This is a genomic window from Maridesulfovibrio sp., assembly GCF_963666665.1.
Lineage (GTDB): Bacteria > Desulfobacterota > Desulfovibrionia > Desulfovibrionales > Desulfovibrionaceae > Maridesulfovibrio.
Genome location: NZ_OY762999.1, coordinates 3,466,675 through 3,480,578 on the forward strand (window position 1 = coordinate 3,466,675; position 13,904 = coordinate 3,480,578).

Here is a 13,904-nt window from a genome sequence, read left to right on the forward strand (position 1 = left end):
CGAAAGGGCTGGTCCTTTTTTTGGGGTCTAAATTGAGCAGGTTCCGCTTTCCGAACAGTAATTGTCGATTACATTCATCATCTGGTTGGTGAAATAAACGCAATTGTGTTCGTTGAAACAGCTGCTCACATATGAGGAGTCCATGTGGGTGGACAGGGAGTTTGAACCGTCTTCAAGGGTAATGATCCATGCATCCTGTTCTTCGTTGAACTGGGTGGACATGCCGATATTAAATCTTTCTATTTCCGGGTAAAGGTCCATGGCCATCTGCCGGATTTGTGAGTCGTTAAGTCTCATAGTTCCCCCTCCGTTAATTTGAGTGAGAGGATATTTTTTTATCGATTTGTTCTATGTGTCATATCTAAAATATAAATTGCAAATTGCGACTGTCAATTCAAGTCACTGGGTTTTGGATATGATTTCTAAAAAATGAATTTTGTTTGTAGATGTTTGACGTTGTGTTAAAATCAAACTCAGTGTCATAATTACAATAAAAAATGTTTATACTCTGCAGAAATAACAAATTTAAGGGGTAAATATGAAAATTTTGACAGCATCACGTATGGAACGTTGCATTGGCTGCCATTCCTGTTCTTTTGCGTGTGCGCGGCTGGTCCACCAGCTTCTATCATGGAATACGGCCGGAATCAGGATTGCTTCATCCGGTGGCCTTTCCACCGGGTTCGTAGCCAAGGTCTGTCTGGCTTGTTCTCCGGCACCATGTGCCGAGGCTTGTCCTACCGGTGCCATGAGGGGGCGCAAGAAAGGAGGCGGGGTAATCCATAAAAAAGATATCTGTATCCGTTGTGGAAAATGTGCGGAAGCCTGTCCGGTGGATGCCATTTATCTGGATCTCAAGGATCGTCCGTACGTGTGTATTCATTGCGGCAGGTGTGTTGAATTTTGTCCGCATGAATGTCTTGAGCTAGTCGAATCAGATCAGAGGAGGGACTAATAATGATACGTGATTACTTCAGGGTCCTCGTGGTTGATCTGGGAAGCGGCAAAGGCAATGTTGTAAAAGTTGACGGGCGAAACGAATTTGCAGGGGGCAGCGGGCTCGGAGCTTTGCTGTTTGATAAATATGGACACGTGGATCGTCCTTGGGATGATCCGGATCAGCCGCTTATATTTTCCATCGGTCCTTTGACCGGATTATTTCCGCTTATGAGCAAGACTGTCTGTTCCTTTAAATCTCCCTATCACGACCAGTTTGCCGAAAGTCATGCCGGGGGGCGTTCCGCTCTGGCAATCCGTTTTGCTGACTACGATGCGCTGGTCATCACCGGACGTGCTTCGCGTTTATCCTGCCTTTCCCTTGGGATGAAACATTTGGAAGTGAAGGACGTCCAGTTTCTGGCCGGGAAAGATGTCTTTACAACCGGAAAGATTTTGCGCTCCATGTTTCCCGGTTCCGGCCACAGGTCCATCCTGCGCATCGGTCCTGCCGGGGAGCAGCTTTCTGCAATGTCCTGCATCAATGCCGACACCTACCGTCATTTCGGACGGCTTGGTTCCGGTGCGGTCATGGGGGCCAAGAATCTCAAGGGAATCGTGATTCAGGGGGACGGTTCTTTCGCGCTGCCGGACAATAAGGAGTATTCTGAAATTTATAAGCAGGTCTACGAGAAGATGACTGCCACCGACATGATGAGCAAATATCACAACCTCGGTACTGCGGCGAATCTTGATGCGCTTAATGAATTGGAATCTCTGCCTTGGCGTAACCTGCAGGCCACCAAGGATGAAGATATAATCGGAATTACCGGAAAGAAGTTTGCCGACGACACCCTGCTGCGTAATGCGGCCTGCGCCGGATGTCCGGTGGGTTGCATCCATATCGGGTTTGTGCGTGAAAAATTCATGGAAGATAATCAGTATCTATACCGTCAGGTGGCCTACGATTATGAACCCATCTTCGCCACCGGGTCCATGCTTGGGGTGACTGACGCCTTTCAGGTGCTGGGAATAATGGACGAAGTGGAAAAAGGCGGGCTGGATGTAATGTCCGGCGGTGTGGCCCTTGCTTGGGCTACTGAAGCTTTTGAAAAGGGATTGGTCAGTGAGGCCGAGACAATCGTCCCCCTCGCTTTCGGTGATGCTGAAGGCTACAAAAAGGCCGTACAATATCTCAGCAATGCTAAAAACGATTTTTATGCCGCACTGGGCAAAGGTTCACTGGTTGCGGCCGCAAAGTATGGCGGTGAAGACTTCGCTTGCGTGCTTGGTCAGGAGATGGCCGGATATGCTACCGGTGAGGCCTTTTACGTGGCTGAAGGTCTGGGCTTCCGTCATTCCCATCTTGATTCCGGCGGATATTCATGGGACCAGAAGAACGACCGCAAGGACGCTCATGAAGTCTGCGATTTCCTGATCAGTGATGAGACAGGGCGGGCTTTTCTAACTTCCATGGTTTCCTGCCTTTTCGGGCGCGGGGTCTACAAGGATGAGGTTCTTGCCGAGTGTTTGAAATCTGTGGGATATGAAGAAATAGCTGAAAATATGGAACTTATCGGGGAAAGAATACGGGCTATGCGTTGGAAAGTGCGTTTTGCCACCGGATATAACCCTGATGAGATCAGTATTCCAAAGCGCTACAGTGAGATCACAACCTGGAAAGGTAAAACAGATCCGGAATATATGGAAAAACTCAAAAATGAGTATGGGCGTAGGATTTGTGAACTGGTTACAGATGAGGCCCTTGAGAAGCTGAATTTGAAATAAATTCAGGAAAATTTAAAAAAGTGCTTGCCAAGCGTGTCCTGTTTGGTTAGTAATCTCTCCTCAGCGGCGCCGAGGTAGCTCAGTCGGTAGAGCAGGGGACTGAAAATCCCCGTGTCGGCAGTTCAATTCTGTCCCTCGGCACCACTAAGTGCATAGAATAGCCCTCATGAGAAATCATGAGGGCTTTTTCGTTTTTGTGTCCAACTCCAGTCTTGGGCTAAAGCTAATCAAATTCCACTCAGTTCCAATTTCGCATAATTCTTACTCAGTTCCAGCCGAAAATGTTCTTGAAATGCAGCTTCGGTTATGCTGACCCGTTTGTTTTTGAGTTGGACGCAGGCAATAGTGTTTTGCAGTTTTTCAGCGTTCGGCCTGATGGCGATAATCTTTCCCGTACTTATTTCCCTGTTCATTAAATGGCTGACGGTAATGCCGGCTCCCAGTCCGGCTTTGATGGCAGAGACAATTGCTTCGGAGCTGTCGGCAATGAAGACAAGGTTCAGGTTTTGCGGTTCGCGCTCATAATGCAGCTTGAACCAGCTGCGGAAAAGAGCGATGTCCTTTTTATACCCGATGAAATCCAGTTCCTTAAGACGATCGTAATCTGTTCCGTTTACCTTTGCCCGGTAATATTCTTCGGAACAGGCCAGCACAAATTCTTCCTTTACGACCGGTGTGATGGAGTAGGCCGATGTCCCGCCCGGTGTGTCCATAAAAAAGGGCAGGATGTCGATATATGCGAAATCCAGTTCTCCTGATGCGACTTTTTCAAAGAGCACTCTTGGCTCATCCAGTTCCAATTGCATCGTCACTGCCGGATATTTACGCCTGAATGAACCGAAAATAGGCGGCAGGTAGATCTTTCCGAATTCACTGGGCGCGCCGATGCGCAGCGGCCCGGATGGCATTTTTAAGCCATCGTTTATGTGTCGTACTCCCTGTTCAAGATCTTCCATGAAGCCTTGCACAATCCCATAGAGTCGCTTGCCTGCTGTGGTGGGAACGAGTCTGCGGTTGACCCGGGTGAATAGTTCGGTCTGCAGTTCTTCTTCCAGCTTTTTCAGATGCTGGCTGACCCCGGACTGGGTGATATGAAGCTTTTTGGCCGCTGCGGTGCTGCTTTGTTCATTGAAAATATGGAAGAAAACTTTCAGCCTGTTCAGGTCGGGAAGCATTGTTTATTTACCTATTAGTAAGTTTTATTAATCAAAAAAAGTAGAACTATTAATTTTACTAATTACATGCCCAGCGTATACATTTCAAGCAAGAACACGGCACTCCATGTAGCCGGAACAGATAAGAGGAAAATTGCTTTGAAAATAGGAATTATCGCTGCAATGGAAGAAGAGCTTGCATTGCTGGTCAATAAATTGGATGAGCCGAATACTGAAAAATTCGGACAGTTCACCTACCACACCGGAAGGATTAGCGGAGTGGAAGTGGCTTTGTTTCTGTGCGGGATAGGCAAGGTCAATGCCGCAGTGGGCACAACGCTGCTGCTTGATAAATTCAAGCCCGACTATCTGATCAATACCGGGGTGGCCGGGGCGTTTCCCGGCAACATCAACATTGGTGACATCGTGGTTTCTTCTGAAGTGCGTCACTACGATGCCGATGCCACAGCTTTTGATTATGAAATGGGCCAGATTCCGCAGATGCCAGCAGCGTATCAAGCCGACAAGCTTTTGCTCGGTCTGGCGAAAAAAGCTTGGATCAATGAGGATTCCATCAGCGTCCATCAGGGGCCAGTCTTGTCCGGAGATTCTTTTATCCACACTCCGCAGCAGATCGCACAGATTGAGCAGAAGTTTCCCGATGTAATGGCCGTGGAAATGGAAGGGGCGGCCATCGCACAGACAGGTTTTTTGTTTAACGTGCCTTTCATCCTGATCCGTTCCATTTCAGATAAAGTTCATGAAGACGGAAGTAGTGCGGTCTATGAACAGAGCATGGAAAAAGCCGCCGCCAATTCAGTGCGCATGGTTTTGTCTATGCTGGATAATATTTAATTGGAGATAGCATGAATAAAATAGAAAGTTTCAAGATTGACCATACTCGCCTTAAGCGCGGAATTTATGTTTCCCGCCGTGATCAGATCGGTGTTGAGAATGTAACCACCTTTGATCTGCGCGTAAAGGAACCCAACAACGAAGCTGCCCTTGATCCTGCGGCAGCACATACCCTTGAGCATATCGGCGCTACTTTTTTGCGTAACCATGCTGAGTATGGTGATAAGATTCTCTACTTCGGCCCCATGGGTTGCCTGACCGGATTCTATCTGCTGCTTAACGGTAAATATGATTCGAAAGATGTTGTGGGCTTGATTCAGGAGCTGTTCAAGTTTGCTGCTGATTTTGAAGGCGAAGTTCCCGGTGCTTCAGCTGTAGAATGCGGAAATTATACCCTCATGGATTTGCCTTTAGCAAAGCAGGAGGCTGCAAAGTATTACGCAGAAGTGCTGGATGGTATCGGGGAAGAAAATTTGAATTACCCTGAATAAAATGAAAAAGCCGTTACAACTTAGTTGTAACGGCTATTCTAGGCAGGTGGTGCCGAGGGACAGAATTGAACTGCCGACACGGGGATTTTCAGTCCCCTGCTCTACCGACTGAGCTACCTCGGCGCCGGAGAAATCGTTTCTACGCAGATCGCAAAACGAAGTCAACAATTATTTATTAATTAAATGCTACTTTCCATTCATCTTTTCCAGCACCTTATACAAAGCCTGAGTGCCGAGTTCTTCATAACCCAGCGCCATGGCTGAGATGTAGAATTGGTTAACCAGCGCCAGTCCGGGCAGGGAAAGATTCATACGCTTGGCCTCGTCAAGGGCGATGCCCATGTCTTTTACAAAGTGCTTGATGAAGAAACCGGGGTTGAAATCATCATCAGCAATGCGGCGGCCAAGGTTGTTGATGGACCATGATCCGGCAGCACCGGAGCCGATTACATCGATTACTTCATTGAGATTCATGCCCGCTTTGTAGGCATAGAGCAGGGATTCCACGGTGCCGATCATGGTTCCGGCAATGAGGATCTGGTTACACATCTTAGTGTGCTGTCCGGCACCGGCTTTGCCCATAAGCTGGATGTTGCTGCCCATGACATCAAATAGCGGCATCACTTCATCAAAAATTTTCTTTTCCCCACCGACCATGATCGCGAGGGTGGCGTTGCGTGCACCGAGGTCTCCGCCGGAAACCGGGGCATCAAGTGCACCTACACCTTTAGCTGCAGCTTCTTTGGCAATGCGCTCAGCCAGTACAGGTTCGGAAGTGGTCATATCAACGAGGATCTTTCCGGCATCGGTATTGGCGAGCACGCCGTTCTCACCAAGGATGGTCTGCTCCACGTCAGTAGGGTAGCCTACGATGGTAAAGATGATGTCGGCTTTTTGGGCAACTTCGGCTGGGGAATCGCACCATGTTGCACCTTTGGCTACCAACTGGTCCGCCTTGGATTTGGTGCGGTTGTATACAAATGCCTTATTGCCTGCTTTGATAAGGTGCATGCACATGGAGCCGCCCATGACACCTGTTCCGATCCATCCGATTTTCTTGCTCATAATATTTAATCCTCGTTAATGAAGTTGGTTACAGTAAATTCGAGTGTTGGATGTAATTACCACAGGGAAGAACCGTCCGTAAATACGGCTTTTGTCTTAGTTGTTATTGATAAAGAGCATAGGCCGTGGCTCCGACCATGAGTACGACCATGGAAATATTCACAGTATGACGCACCATGGGAGAGCGCAGCATTTTCATGAAAGATTCACCTGCAAAGCACCACATGGAGTGAAAGAAAGCGGCTCCGCAGGTGAAGGTTCCCACGAATATAAGTATTTCCGTAAATCTGTCTGCACTTGGGTCGGCGAATTGGGCAAAGGCTGAGACGGTCATAGCATAATGTTTCGGGTTAAGCGGGTGTAAGGCCAGTCCTTCCACGAATTTGAATGCCTTGGGTTTACCTGACGAACCGGCATGCATGTTCAGGACCTTCCATGCAAGATAGAGGATATAGATCAGGCCTCCAACCTTAAGAACAGCGGACACCTGCGGGTAAGCCAGAAACAGTTCCGCCAGACCGATTGCTGCCAGAATGTCCATGGTTGTACCGCCAATTATCACGCCCGAAAGGAATGGGATTGAACGTCTAAAGCCTACGGCCTGCCCAAGGGCCATGGATGCGATGTTGCCAGGTCCCGGTGTTCCGGTCATGACAATGACAAATATGAGGAAAGCCCAGAAATTTTCTTGCATTTTTTGCCTCCGGCAGCTTGAGAGGGGAAACCTTTTTATAGGCTTCGCCCCTTTGTATGCTTGGTTCGGTATTGTGTGTTGATTGGGCGTTGTCCGGACAACGCCCGATAAGGGGACCACTGAACGTGGTTGACAAGCAGCGGGATGATTGTGTGCTTGTTGCTGCTTAATTGTATCCATATGCTTGACATTGTATGCAGTCAAATGAAACATTGTCTGCATGACAAAATGGATACCTGAACTGGAAGAAAGTACGCGTCCAAAATTCAAGCGTTTGGCTGATGCCATTGAACGGGATGTTTATTCCGGAAAACTAAGTCCCGGAGATAAGCTTCCTACTCATCGTGATCTTGCTGATGATCTGAAGATGAACGTGAGCACGGTGACCCGCGGTTATGCCGAGGCTGAAAAAAGGGGCCTTGTATGCGGTACCGTTGGGCGGGGAACCTTCATTGCTTCTGACGCGATCACGTCATCATCAATGGTAAGCTTCGAGCCGCACGCGCCGGGTATGATTGAGCTGGGCATGGTCAATACCTTCTATGACCTGGACCCTGACATTCAAGAGGGCATGAAGCGGCTGACCCGCCGCCGCAATCTGAATGCCTTTTTACGCTATACAGATCCGCAGGGATTGCCGGAACATCGTGAGGTAGGGGCAGAGTGGGCAAAACGGTATCATCTGGAAACAACAGCCGGAAATGTGCTTGTGTGTTCCGGTGCCCAGCATGCACTGAATTGTTGCCTGAGCAGCCTGTTTCGGGCCGGAGATCGTATTGCTACCGATGCTCTCATTTATCCGGGCATGAAAACCCTTGCCAATATGCTTGGTATCAGGCTGGTTCCTGTGCCGATGGATGATCAGGGCATGATTCCTGAACAGCTGGACAGGATTTGTCGGCGGGAACATATCAATGGTGTTTCGCTCATGCCCGGTGTTCAAAATCCAACTTCAGCCTGCATGCCCCTTGAGCGGCGGGAGCAGATAGCCATGATCGCCTGCAACCATGACCTGACTATAATTGAAGATGATGCTTATGCTCTGACCGTGGAAAGCGATCTGCCTCCGGTATCATCATTTGCCCCGGAGCGGAGCGTCTTCATTGCCGGGGTTTCCAAATCCATTGCCGTTGGTTTACGGGTTGCATTTATGGTCGCTCAGGGCGAGCGTTTCAAGCAGTTGGCCCAAGCTATTCTCAATACAGTGTGGATGACCCCGCCTCTAAATGCGGAACTTCTTTGCCAGTGGATTCAGGACGGGACAGCAGATATCACCGTCAAGCTCAAACGTCAGGCAGCGCGTCGCCGTTTTGAAGCAGTTAAGGACCTGCTGGGAGGTATGGGATTGGGCGTAAACCCTTCGGGATTCTTCCTCTGGCTCTCCCTTCCCGAACCATGGAGAGGGTATATGGTCGAGCAACGCACCCGCGAAGCGGGATTGAATGTCTTTGGAGCTGAGAAATTCGCTGTTGGCGGCGATCCGGTTCCGGCCAATATCAGGCTTTCACTGAGCGGGCCCAAGGATATTGAACAGTTAAGGAAGGGGCTTGGGATATTAAAGGGTATTCTGGATGGCAGGGATTCTTTCAAAGAGGCTATTCAAGAAGGTTTGGATGGGGAACGGATTCCCCACGAAGAAGTGATCAAATCCATAAAAAAAATTGGGTATGATGTTAGCTAACTCATTTCTTGCCAATTTTTCTTAGCAAATGTAGTCCCATTTCATGGGACACATCATCGGAAAAGATATCTATCGTCAGCTGGGTGACAAAGTGGACGGAACCACCGTGCGTATGCCGTGGTCCGATTCCATACGTGAAATGCTTAAGGCTCTTTATTCTCCTGCGGAAGCGGAGCTTATTGTACGCATGCCTTACCGCCCTTCTTCTCTTGAACGGATTTCAAAGCTGACCGGCATGGACGAGCGTTCGTTGCGTCCCATGCTTGAATCCATGTGTCATAAAGGTCTGGTTTGCGATCTCTGGGAGCAGGATCGTTATCTATATATGATCAGTCCCTTTGTGATCGGTTTTTTTGAATTCACCATGATGCGCACCAAGGGTGAACTTGATTCCGCAAAATGGGCCGAGCTGTTCAACAATTACATGTTCGGTGACAAGTCATTTTTCGAGGCCAATTTCGGTAATGATGAGCAGATTTCCATCATGCGCGCCCTTCCTCATGAAGGGACTATCCGCAATGTGGATCATGTGGAAGTGCTCGATTATGAAAAAGCTTCCGTGATGGTAGAGCAGCAGGACCGTTTTGCGGTCAGTCTTTGTTCCTGCCGCCATGAAAAGATGCACCTTGGTGAGCAGAAGTGCGGTATCGACCTTGAAACCTGCACCTCCATGGGCGATGCTGCTGATTTTCTGATCCGCAATAATTTTGCCCGTGAGATTTCCCGCGCTGAAATGGATGATATTATGGCCCGTTCAAGGGAAATGGGTTTTACCCTGACCACTGATAATGTCCGTGAGAACGCCGGGTTCTTCTGCCACTGCTGCGGATGCTGCTGCAACTTGATGAACGGGATAAAGTATTCAGGTTATCCGGGAATTATTGTTTCATCTACCTTTATTGCCGGGATTGAGCTTACTGATTGCAACGGTTGCGGTAAATGCGCACGGGCCTGTCCCATTGATGCCATCTCCATACATAAGGAAGATGTTTCCGGAGCGGAAAAGCCGCGTCGTTTTGCTGAAATCAATAAGGACATCTGTCTCGGCTGCGGTGTTTGCGCGCTTAAATGCCCCACTGGTGCTTTACAGATGGATAAGCGCGAACAACGGGTCATCCATCCAGAAGACAGTTTTGAACGGGTCATCTTGCAATCCCTTGAACGCGGCACTCTACAGAATCTTATCTTTGATAATCCAAACAGCCGTAGCGAAGACTTTATGCGCTCGCTTCTGGGTGGATTCCTTAAACTTTCCCCGGTTAAAAAGGTATTGGTGGGTGATACCCTGCGTTCCCGCTTCCTGAGTGCTTTACGCAAAGCCACTTCTTAAGCCTCCTCTATTTTCGAGCTTTTCTTTTTATTGTGCCTTGTTTGTAACTTAATAGGTTGCTGTCAGGGTATATTCTGATATTATTGAGCCAGCCTCTTTTCCGGGTGCGTGCTGATATTTCTAAATCGAACCTTCTTCAATCCTGAATTCTTCCCGCCCGGATCATTTTTTATTAAATATATTATTTTTGTGATCTTGATGTAAAACCGTTTATCTGCAATGCTTTCAGTTACTTTAAGTTTATTTATAAAATAAATAATATGTGCTTTGTTATGCTTAACAAAAGCGAACAAAATTTTCATAAACGAAAAACATTTAGCGACACAAAACATAAAAATGTTAGAAAGTGGTCATTTTTTGCATGCAAAATGATTTCAAATCTGTTAGAAAGCAATTAACCAAGAACTTGATACGCAGGTCCGCCCTTTAAGCGGCCCTTTCGGTTAAACATAAACAAGGCAGGTATGAGAAATGGGTGTAACCAGACTCTACAAAGCAATTTTCGAAATCACCAGAGCTGTTAACTCCAGTCTGGAGCCGGAAAAAGTTCTGAACAGCATTGCCGAAAAAGTGGCAACTGAAATGGAACTGAAAGGTTGTTTTATCAGACTTCTTGATCGCAAGGGTGAAACTCTGCTGGCAGATGCATCCTACGGTCTGAGCGAACGTTACGAAAAGAAAGGTCCTGTTGAGGTTTCCAAGAGCCGTTTGGACCAGGAAGTTCTTGATGGTAAAATCGTAACCATCGCTGATGTAAGAAAAGATGACCGCTTCCAGTATCCTGAAGAAGCAGCAAAAGAAGGTCTCTGCTCTCTCGTAGTTCTTCCCCTCACCGCACGTGGTGAAAAAGTGATCGGCGTTCTGCGCGTATACTCAGCTGAACTCCGTGAATTTTCTGAAGAAGAACTGGACTTCCTCAAGTGCGTTGCCGACCTTTCCGGTCTCGCTCTTGAAAATGCCCGCATGTACAGCGCCCTTAAGCGTGCAAGCGAACTGGCAAACGATTACATCTACCGCGTCGACGATTTGTAAGACGTGTTAATATAAGGAATTTAAAATGAGCAAAGTAAAAGTAGGTATTAACGGTTTCGGCCGTATCGGCCGTCAGGTTCTGAAAACTATTTGGCACAGACATCGCGACACTATCGATGTTGTAGCCATCAACGACCTTTTCGATATCGAAACAAACGCAGCTCTCTTTGCCAGAGATACCAACTACGGTAAGTTCCCTGCAGAAGTAAAAGTAGAAGGCACCACCATGTTCGTCGGTTCCGACTACACCATCAAGAACTTCGCAGAGCGTGATCCCCGCCAGATTCCCTGGGGTGAGTGCGGTGTTGATGTTGTAATCGAGTGTACCGGTATTTTCAGAACCGGTCCTACTGCAGCGCAGCACCTTGAAGGCGGCGCCAAAAAGGTTGTTATCTCCGCTCCTGCAAAGGAAGAGGACATCACCGTTGTAATGGGTGTTAACCACAAGGATTACGATCCTGCAAAGCACACCATTATCTCCAACGCTTCTTGTACCACCAACTGCCTCGCGCCTATCGTTAAGACCATGCACGAGAAGTTCGGTATTGAGAAAGGTGTGATGACCACTGTTCACGCATACACCAACGACCAGCGTATCCTCGACCAGCCCCATAAGGACCTGCGTCGTGCCCGCGCTGCTGCTTGCAACATGATCCCCACCTCCACCGGTGCGGCTAAAGCTGTTGCTCTGGTAATCCCCGAAATGGCAGGCCGTTTCGAAGGTTATTCCGTGCGTGTTCCCACACCCACCGTATCCCTTGTTGACTTCGTTGCAGTGCTCAAAAAAGACACCACCACCGAAGAACTCAAGGCTACCCTGAAAGCAGCTTCCGAAGGCGAACTCAAGGGTATCATGGGCTACTCCGAAGCTCCCCTTGTTTCCTCCGACTTCCTCGCCGATCCCCACTCCGGTATCGTCGAAGCGGACTTCACCGTTGTACAGGGCGGTAACCTTGCCAAGGTTTACGCATGGTACGATAACGAATGGGGTTACTCCTGCCGTCTGGCCGACCTGATCGACTACATGGCAAAATGCGGTATCTAAGGATACGACTTTAATTACAGTTCAATAAACCGGCAGCGGTTCGGGATGTTTGTCCCGCTGCCGGTTTTTTTACCCTTATCCTGAAAGGGTTTAAAACCTCCCTATATTCAGCAGGTAGTGGATGTATCTGCTGAATTGATGAGATTCTTAAGATTGCCAAAAGAGGGCGGACCTGAGTTACCTGACTCCGGTCCGCCCTCTTTGCTATTTTGCGCTTCTGTGTCTTTGGTTTTTTGATTTAAATCAATATGTAACAGGAGAAAATGGCAATGAAGGTCTTAAATTCAAAAGGTGGTAATTTTATAAAGGGACTGGCTGCTGACGGTTTGTTCGCTGCTGAAGCGAAAGAAGACATAAGTCCTGAACTGGAAAAGTTGAAAGCGCTGGAAAATATTGAGCCGGAATTGTTGCAGCGCGCACGGGACCGGGAAGAGGAAGAACGCGACTTGAGGGTCTTGGATGCCTACAACCGTTTTGAAAACGGTTTGCAGGATATTTTGTCAAATCCTGAATCAGGCTTAATGGAATTACAGGCTGGAGATGCCCAGTCTGCGGTATTTGAGGTTAACGATTATTTTACAGAAGAGGGGGGCAGGTTGCGTGACACGCTTCCTGATGATGAATGCCGGACCCGGTTTATGGATATTTTGGAATCTCGGTGCAAAACCGCAGTGGATGCAGTAGCCCGGCACCAGAGTCAGGAATACCAGAATTGGAAGGAAATCACCGCTGCAGCAACCATTGATTCCGTGCTCAAGGCAGTTAATCTCAGCCCGGATGCAGTTTCGCTCATGCACGGGGAGCGTCTGCTGGAAGGGGCTATCTTGCGCCTGTATAGGGGTAGTAATCCTGAACTTTTGCAACTGCGTTTGCTCACAGCCAAACAGGCTATGTATGCCGGGGCCTTGGAAACAATCGGGATCAAAGATTCTGTAACCGCATTAATCATGTGTGAAAGCTGGAAGGATCAATTGGGTGAAGGACATTATGGACGTCTCCATGAAATGCTTGAGCCGCTTGCCCGTAATCAGCATATGAAGCAGGAATTCTACTCCTTGCGTGATATGGAAGACGACCAGCTTGAGGCTGAGCTGGAAGACCTGAAGGATGCAGAAATGCGCCGTGAGCTTAGGGAAATGATTAAGGCAGACCGTCAATTGCGTGAAAGGGCTCTGCAGGATGGGAATAAAGAACGGGTCAACTTGGCCTGCCGGATATTGTTTAAAAGATTTGTGGAAGGAGTGCTCAGCACAGAAGATATACTTGATTCCGATCTTGATGCTGAAATGCGTTCCATGTGGTTGAGGGTTTTCAGCCGCAAAGGGGAAAAGGGAAGGGATGAATCCTTAATCAAAGTTTTGCAGGCTTTGATCAACGATGATTTAAGCGAAGAACACCACATTTATGCTGCTATTCCTGACGGGCTGGGTGAGGCTGATGCATCCATGCTGGCTACACTTTTTATGCTCAAGGATAATCCTGAATCTCGGCTTATGGTCAACTGTCTGCGTGATATTGGTGAGAGGTGTGAGACCGTTTGTGGTGATCTGCGTGATCAGGCTGCGGCTATCCGTGATTTTCTGCAACGCGTGGCTGTACTGGTCAGTAAGGGCGAATCTTTTAGTGTAACCAAGGTGCGCAATGAGGTTCTTGCTGATCATTTCGGGAAAGCCGAAGTAAAGAAAGAACAGCCTGAAACTAAGGCGTTTGATATGCCTGTCGAGCCTGAACCTGTTAACCGGATTACGGATGAAGATGGAGTTGATGAACTTGAGGCAGCAGAGGATGTTGAAGCCGATCTGCTTTCCAAAAAGAACGATGAAGAGTAATCTG

General features: G+C 48.2%; 13 protein-coding genes and 2 tRNA genes. 10 read left to right on the forward strand and 5 right to left on the reverse strand.

Annotated elements, in window-relative coordinates:
* Positions 1 to 27: 27 nt before the first annotated feature.
* On the reverse strand, positions 28 to 297 hold the full coding sequence (locus ACKU40_RS15950; protein WP_320173779.1) for a hypothetical protein: 270 nt from the start codon (positions 295 to 297) through the stop codon (positions 28 to 30).
* 241 nt (positions 298 to 538) lie between these two features.
* Here ACKU40_RS15950 and ACKU40_RS15955 point away from each other — a divergent pair, with 241 nt between their 5' ends.
* From ACKU40_RS15955 to ACKU40_RS15965, 3 genes are all read left to right on the forward strand, one after another.
* Positions 539 to 955: a 4Fe-4S binding protein gene (locus ACKU40_RS15955; RefSeq protein WP_320173780.1), complete on the forward strand. Its 417-nt coding sequence runs from the start codon at positions 539 to 541 to the stop codon at positions 953 to 955.
* 2 nt (positions 956 to 957) lie between these two features.
* Entirely contained in the window at positions 958 to 2,724 is a 1,767-nt protein-coding gene (locus tag ACKU40_RS15960) for an aldehyde ferredoxin oxidoreductase N-terminal domain-containing protein (RefSeq protein WP_320173781.1), read from the forward strand.
* 68 nt (positions 2,725 to 2,792) lie between these two features.
* Positions 2,793 to 2,868, forward strand: a tRNA-Phe gene (locus tag ACKU40_RS15965).
* 83 nt (positions 2,869 to 2,951) lie between these two features.
* Here the strand turns inward: ACKU40_RS15965 and ACKU40_RS15970 are convergent.
* Positions 2,952 to 3,899, reverse strand: coding sequence for a LysR family transcriptional regulator (locus ACKU40_RS15970; protein ID WP_320173782.1), 948 nt, complete (start codon positions 3,897 to 3,899; stop codon positions 2,952 to 2,954).
* 138 nt (positions 3,900 to 4,037) lie between these two features.
* Here ACKU40_RS15970 and ACKU40_RS15975 point away from each other — a divergent pair, with 138 nt between their 5' ends.
* Positions 4,038 to 4,733: a 5'-methylthioadenosine/adenosylhomocysteine nucleosidase gene (locus ACKU40_RS15975; RefSeq protein WP_320173783.1), complete on the forward strand. Its 696-nt coding sequence runs from the start codon at positions 4,038 to 4,040 to the stop codon at positions 4,731 to 4,733.
* Between the two features lie 11 nt (positions 4,734 to 4,744).
* Positions 4,745 to 5,224, forward strand: coding sequence for an S-ribosylhomocysteine lyase (locus tag ACKU40_RS15980; protein WP_320173784.1), 480 nt, complete (start codon positions 4,745 to 4,747; stop codon positions 5,222 to 5,224).
* Positions 5,225 to 5,271: 47 nt separating this feature from the next.
* On the opposite strand, the gene ACKU40_RS15985 is transcribed toward ACKU40_RS15980, so the two are convergent.
* The 3 genes from ACKU40_RS15985 to ACKU40_RS15995 form a co-directional block, all read right to left on the reverse strand.
* Positions 5,272 to 5,347, reverse strand: a tRNA-Phe gene (locus ACKU40_RS15985).
* Positions 5,348 to 5,410: 63 nt separating this feature from the next.
* Positions 5,411 to 6,289 (reverse strand): NAD(P)-dependent oxidoreductase, encoded by an 879-nt coding sequence (locus ACKU40_RS15990; protein ID WP_320173785.1) that lies wholly within the window; start codon positions 6,287 to 6,289, stop codon positions 5,411 to 5,413.
* A 103-nt stretch (positions 6,290 to 6,392) separates the two neighbouring features.
* Positions 6,393 to 6,983, reverse strand: a complete 591-nt coding sequence (locus tag ACKU40_RS15995; RefSeq protein WP_320173786.1) for a LysE family translocator — start codon at positions 6,981 to 6,983, stop codon at positions 6,393 to 6,395.
* A 220-nt stretch (positions 6,984 to 7,203) separates the two neighbouring features.
* Between ACKU40_RS15995 and ACKU40_RS16000 the strand changes: the two genes are divergently transcribed.
* The 5 genes from ACKU40_RS16000 (at position 7,204) to ACKU40_RS16020 (ending at position 13,900) form a co-directional block, all read left to right on the forward strand.
* Positions 7,204 to 8,664, forward strand: coding sequence for a PLP-dependent aminotransferase family protein (locus tag ACKU40_RS16000; protein ID WP_320173787.1), 1,461 nt, complete (start codon positions 7,204 to 7,206; stop codon positions 8,662 to 8,664).
* 43 nt (positions 8,665 to 8,707) lie between these two features.
* Complete coding sequence (locus tag ACKU40_RS16005; protein WP_320173788.1) at positions 8,708 to 9,994, forward strand: 4Fe-4S dicluster domain-containing protein; 1,287 nt, start codon at positions 8,708 to 8,710, stop codon at positions 9,992 to 9,994.
* A gap of 471 nt (positions 9,995 to 10,465) precedes the next feature.
* Positions 10,466 to 11,026, forward strand: a complete 561-nt coding sequence (locus ACKU40_RS16010; RefSeq protein WP_320173789.1) for a GAF domain-containing protein — start codon at positions 10,466 to 10,468, stop codon at positions 11,024 to 11,026.
* A 25-nt stretch (positions 11,027 to 11,051) separates the two neighbouring features.
* Positions 11,052 to 12,071: a type I glyceraldehyde-3-phosphate dehydrogenase gene (gene gap / locus ACKU40_RS16015; RefSeq protein WP_320173790.1), complete on the forward strand. Its 1,020-nt coding sequence runs from the start codon at positions 11,052 to 11,054 to the stop codon at positions 12,069 to 12,071.
* Between the two features lie 269 nt (positions 12,072 to 12,340).
* On the forward strand, positions 12,341 to 13,900 hold the full coding sequence (locus ACKU40_RS16020) for a hypothetical protein (RefSeq protein WP_320173791.1): 1,560 nt from the start codon (positions 12,341 to 12,343) through the stop codon (positions 13,898 to 13,900).
* The last annotated feature ends 4 nt before the right edge of the window (positions 13,901 to 13,904 follow it).

Bases quoted from the DNA above. Each gene is read 5' to 3' on its own strand.
- ACKU40_RS15950 (WP_320173779.1), bottom strand. From the start codon at position 297: ATGAGACTTAACGACTCACAAATCCGGCAGATGGCCATGGACCTTTAC.
- ACKU40_RS15955 (WP_320173780.1), top strand. From the start codon at position 539: ATGAAAATTTTGACAGCATCACGTATGGAACGTTGCATTGGCTGCCAT.
- ACKU40_RS15960 (WP_320173781.1), top strand. From the start codon at position 958: ATGATACGTGATTACTTCAGGGTCCTCGTGGTTGATCTGGGAAGCGGC.
- ACKU40_RS15970 (WP_320173782.1), bottom strand. From the start codon at position 3,899: ATGCTTCCCGACCTGAACAGGCTGAAAGTTTTCTTCCATATTTTCAAT.
- ACKU40_RS15980 (WP_320173784.1), top strand. From the start codon at position 4,745: ATGAATAAAATAGAAAGTTTCAAGATTGACCATACTCGCCTTAAGCGC.
- ACKU40_RS15990 (WP_320173785.1), bottom strand. From the start codon at position 6,289: ATGAGCAAGAAAATCGGATGGATCGGAACAGGTGTCATGGGCGGCTCC.
- ACKU40_RS15995 (WP_320173786.1), bottom strand. From the start codon at position 6,983: ATGCAAGAAAATTTCTGGGCTTTCCTCATATTTGTCATTGTCATGACC.
- ACKU40_RS16000 (WP_320173787.1), top strand. From the start codon at position 7,204: ATGACAAAATGGATACCTGAACTGGAAGAAAGTACGCGTCCAAAATTC.
- ACKU40_RS16005 (WP_320173788.1), top strand. From the start codon at position 8,708: ATGGGACACATCATCGGAAAAGATATCTATCGTCAGCTGGGTGACAAA.
- ACKU40_RS16010 (WP_320173789.1), top strand. From the start codon at position 10,466: ATGGGTGTAACCAGACTCTACAAAGCAATTTTCGAAATCACCAGAGCT.
- gap (WP_320173790.1), top strand. From the start codon at position 11,052: ATGAGCAAAGTAAAAGTAGGTATTAACGGTTTCGGCCGTATCGGCCGT.
- ACKU40_RS16020 (WP_320173791.1), top strand. From the start codon at position 12,341: ATGAAGGTCTTAAATTCAAAAGGTGGTAATTTTATAAAGGGACTGGCT.